The sequence below is a fragment of the Mesorhizobium sp. M7A.F.Ca.US.006.04.2.1 genome, from assembly GCF_004022915.1.
Lineage (GTDB): Bacteria > Pseudomonadota > Alphaproteobacteria > Rhizobiales > Rhizobiaceae > Mesorhizobium > Mesorhizobium ciceri.
In genome coordinates, this window is record NZ_RZQA01000720.1 from 1 (window position 1) to 3,391 (window position 3,391).

The following is a 3,391-nucleotide window of genomic DNA, read 5'->3' on the forward strand; positions in this document are numbered from 1 at the left end:
GAATAGGAGCGTGTTTCTGGAATTTCACGGTGAAGCATTGCCGCGGTCGCCCGGATGAGTTCCCGGGATGGGGCGTGTTGCGATGGAACATGGAACGCCCGTCCCCATTCGCCCGTGTAGCGCGAGGCAGCGACCAGTGTCCTGGCCACGTCCTTCGTGAAGGACCAGGCGTGAGTTGCGTCGAGGTCGCCAATGAAAGCCGTCGGTTTCCCCTCGAGTATGGAGGGCAGCGCGACCAGTGAGAAAGAGCTGATCGCGCCATGTCCAAGATAATCGCTGGACCGCACTTCGACGGCCGGCACGTCCGCACGGACCGCCCGCTGCCACATGATCGTCCGGGCGGTTCCTTTCTTCGAAGTCGGATCCAGAGACAGGTCGGAGTGAAGCGGGCTTTCGGCATCTTTGCCATAGCCATAGAGATTTCCGAGCACCACAAGCTTCGCGCCGACCGCTTCGGCAGCCCGCACGGTGCCGTCGATGATTGGGAAGAAGTCGGTCGGCCAGCGGTGATAGGCGGCCATGGCGCACATGAAGATCGCGTCGGCGTTTCGGCTGATACGCGCCAGTTCCGCGGCATTGGTGGCGTCGGAGTGCACGGTCCGGACGTTTTGCAGCGCGTTCGAACCGACACTCCGGCTCGTCAAGACAACATCATGGCCTTCTTCGCCCAGAAGCCGCGCGGTCTCGCGACCAACCGGGCCTGCTCCCACAACAACATAGAAACTCATGGCATAACCTCTCATCCAAGTTTTATGGAGAGGCGTAGGTACATAGCCACGGCATTGAAAATCGCGCGGGAATTGCCAAGTCTTGAACAGGTTTTGCCATGAATCGAGAAAGCATGCTCTCGCAAGTCGCCCCGGCCCGATCCCCGTCCGACGTAACATTGGCCTCCCGGCATGTCGAAGCCGGGGTCCATCGTCTGCTCCGGGCGCCACACCATCGCATCATGGTGCATGCAAGTGCCGCGACGCGCTCCTACTGCCATGAGGTTCGACGATATTTCGTCAGGCGCGCCGGCGATATCGACCTGGTGCCCGCCGGTCAGGAGGGTGGGTTCGAGGCTGAGACCCCGTTCGACACGATCGAGATCGCGTTACAACCGGCCTTGATGGAAAGGGTGGCAGCCGAACTTGGCGGCAAGGCGCGCGCATTGCCGCTCGGCACACGTCACCTGCTTCGTGACCAGCGCATCGAACACCTCGCGCGAGCACTGGAGAGCGATCTCAATGCGAAGTCGCCGAGCGGGTCGTTGTTTGCCGACAGCATCGGCGCCGCGCTCGCTGTGAGGCTGCTTGGCCTCGGTGAACCTGATATCGATCGCGCGAGCCGGCTGTCGGATACTCAGCTCAAGCGCGTGCTGGAGCATATCGAGGTTGCGCTGCACGAACCCCTGTCGATCCATCGACTGAGCCGGGTTGCCGGCGCCAGCAGTTCGCACTTGCGGACATGGTTCAAGGCGGCGACGGGCTTCACCCTGCACCGCTACGTGCTACGGCGTCGCGTCGAACGCGCACGCGTCCTGCTGCAGCAAGGCGATCTCAGCACAAGCGAGGTGGCGGAATTGACGGGCTTCGCGCACCAGTCACATCTGGCGCATTGGATGCGGCGTGAGATCGGCCAAACGCCGCGTGATTTGCGGCGGTCGCAGCCGCCCAAATGATCTTGTCATCGGATGGCGTTGGCGACGCTATCCAACGCATCAGTCCTTCAGCGGTTTGCCGAGCCGGCCAGCCAAATCCTGGGTGAACTGCCAGGCGACGCGGCCCGAGCGGCTGCCGCGCGTCGTCGCCCATTCCAATGCTTCGGCGCGCAGCGTGTCGGGATCGATTGTCAGCCCGTGATGGCGGACATAGCCGTCGATCATGTCGAGATACTCGTCCTGCGAACATTTGTGGAAACCGAGCCACAGCCCGAAGCGGTCGGACAGCGACACCTTTTCCTCGACCGCTTCGGACGGGTTGATCGCGGTCGAGCGTTCATTGTCGATCATGTCGCGGGGCAACAGATGGCGGCGGTTCGAGGTGGCGTAGAAGATGACATTGGCTGGACGGCCCTCGACGCCGCCTTCGAGCGCTGCCTTGAGCGATTTGTAGGAGGTGTCGTCATGGTCGAAGGAGAGGTCGTCGCAAAACAGGATGAAGCGGAAGGGCGCCGCCTTCAGCAGACCCATCAGCTTCGGCAGCGTGTTGATGTCCTCGCGGTGGATCTCGATCAGCTTCAACGGCAGGTCGGACCTGGCCTTGGCGTTGATTTCCGCATGCACGGCCTTGACCAGCGACGATTTGCCCATGCCGCGCGCGCCCCACAACAACACATTGTTGGCCGGGTAGCCGGCAGCGAAGCGTTCGGTGTTGTCGACAAGGATGTCGCGGACGCGGTCGACGCCACGGATCAGTCCGATGTCGACGCGGTTAACCCTGTGCACCGGTTCCAGATAGCCCGGATCGGCCTGCCAAACGAAGCAATCGGCCTCGCGGAGGTCGGTTTGGGGCACCGGCGGCGGGGCAAGGCGGCTCACCGCTTCGATCAGCCGGTCGAGTTTCTGGTTCAGGGCCTCAATGCTGCTGTCGGTCATGTCTGTCTTTTGTTTTCGCGTTTTTGATGTCTTGGGGCGTGAAGCTGCCCGATTTCGCCTGATACAAAACCGGTTGCAACCTTTTGTTCGAGCATAATTTTTTGCGGAAACCGGCTCGCGCTTTTTGCGATCCTGCTCTAACACGGCTCAACAGGCCGGAAAAGCAGCCGATTTGGCCGGCCGCGCAGTTGCATTGACAACTTTACCGACTATATTCCGGCCAAATTTCAAGGGGCCGCCAAATTGGCGGCTGTTTTCAAAATTCAGGAGTACCTCGATGTTCGTGACACCGGCATACGCCCAAGGCGTCGGCGCTTCTCCCGATATGTTCCAGTTCATCAATATTTTGCCGTTTGTCCTGATTTTCGTGATCATGTATTTTCTGATCATCCGGCCGCAGCGCACGCAGCTGAAGAAGCGCGGCGAGATGCTGGCCGCGGTCCGTCGCGGCGACACGGTCGTCACCGGCGGCGGCTTCGTCGGCAAGGTGACCAAGGTGATCGACGACAACGAGCTCGAGGTCGACCTCGGCAATGGCTTGAAGGTGACGGCGCTGCGCTCGACGATCGCCGATGTGCGCGTCAAGGGCGAGCCGGTGGCCAACCAGAACGCCAAGAAATAATCCAATTTTAGGCGGAGCGATCCGCGGACACGCTCTGACGGACGACGCCATATGTTGTATTTCTCGCGCTTCAAGATGATCCTGATCTGGGTGGCCGTGGCCATCACGGTGATCCTCGCCGCGCCCAACCTGTTCTCCGCCAGCACGCTGGCGCAGCTGCCCAACTGGGTGCCGAAGCGGCAGATGACGCT

Annotated in this window: 4 protein-coding genes; 2 read left to right on the forward strand and 2 right to left on the reverse strand. The window is 61.3% G+C overall.

Annotated features, from left to right (window positions below; translation table 11 throughout):
* A partial coding sequence (locus EN925_RS28740; protein ID WP_128337100.1) for an NAD-dependent epimerase/dehydratase family protein occupies window positions 1-728 on the reverse strand: 728 nt, incomplete at its 3' end.
* A 113-nt stretch (window positions 729-841) separates the two neighbouring features.
* Here EN925_RS28740 and EN925_RS28745 point away from each other — a divergent pair.
* Complete coding sequence (locus EN925_RS28745) at window positions 842-1,663, forward strand: AraC family transcriptional regulator (RefSeq protein ID WP_127368525.1); 822 nt, start codon at window positions 842-844, stop codon at window positions 1,661-1,663.
* Window positions 1,664-1,702: 39 nt separating this feature from the next.
* Here EN925_RS28745 and EN925_RS28750 read toward each other — a convergent pair whose 3' ends face one another.
* Complete coding sequence (locus tag EN925_RS28750; RefSeq protein WP_128337101.1) at window positions 1,703-2,578, reverse strand: ATP-binding protein; 876 nt, start codon at window positions 2,576-2,578, stop codon at window positions 1,703-1,705.
* 277 nt (window positions 2,579-2,855) lie between these two features.
* Here EN925_RS28750 and yajC point away from each other — a divergent pair, with 277 nt between their 5' ends.
* Window positions 2,856-3,200: a preprotein translocase subunit YajC gene (gene yajC, locus EN925_RS28755; RefSeq protein WP_127368526.1), complete on the forward strand. Its 345-nt coding sequence runs from the start codon at window positions 2,856-2,858 to the stop codon at window positions 3,198-3,200.
* Window positions 3,201-3,391 lie beyond the last annotated feature (191 nt).

Bases quoted from the DNA above. Each gene is read 5' to 3' on its own strand.
- EN925_RS28745 (WP_127368525.1), top strand. From the start codon at position 842: ATGCTCTCGCAAGTCGCCCCGGCCCGATCCCCGTCCGACGTAACATTG.
- EN925_RS28750 (WP_128337101.1), bottom strand. From the start codon at position 2,578: ATGACCGACAGCAGCATTGAGGCCCTGAACCAGAAACTCGACCGGCTG.
- yajC (WP_127368526.1), top strand. From the start codon at position 2,856: ATGTTCGTGACACCGGCATACGCCCAAGGCGTCGGCGCTTCTCCCGAT.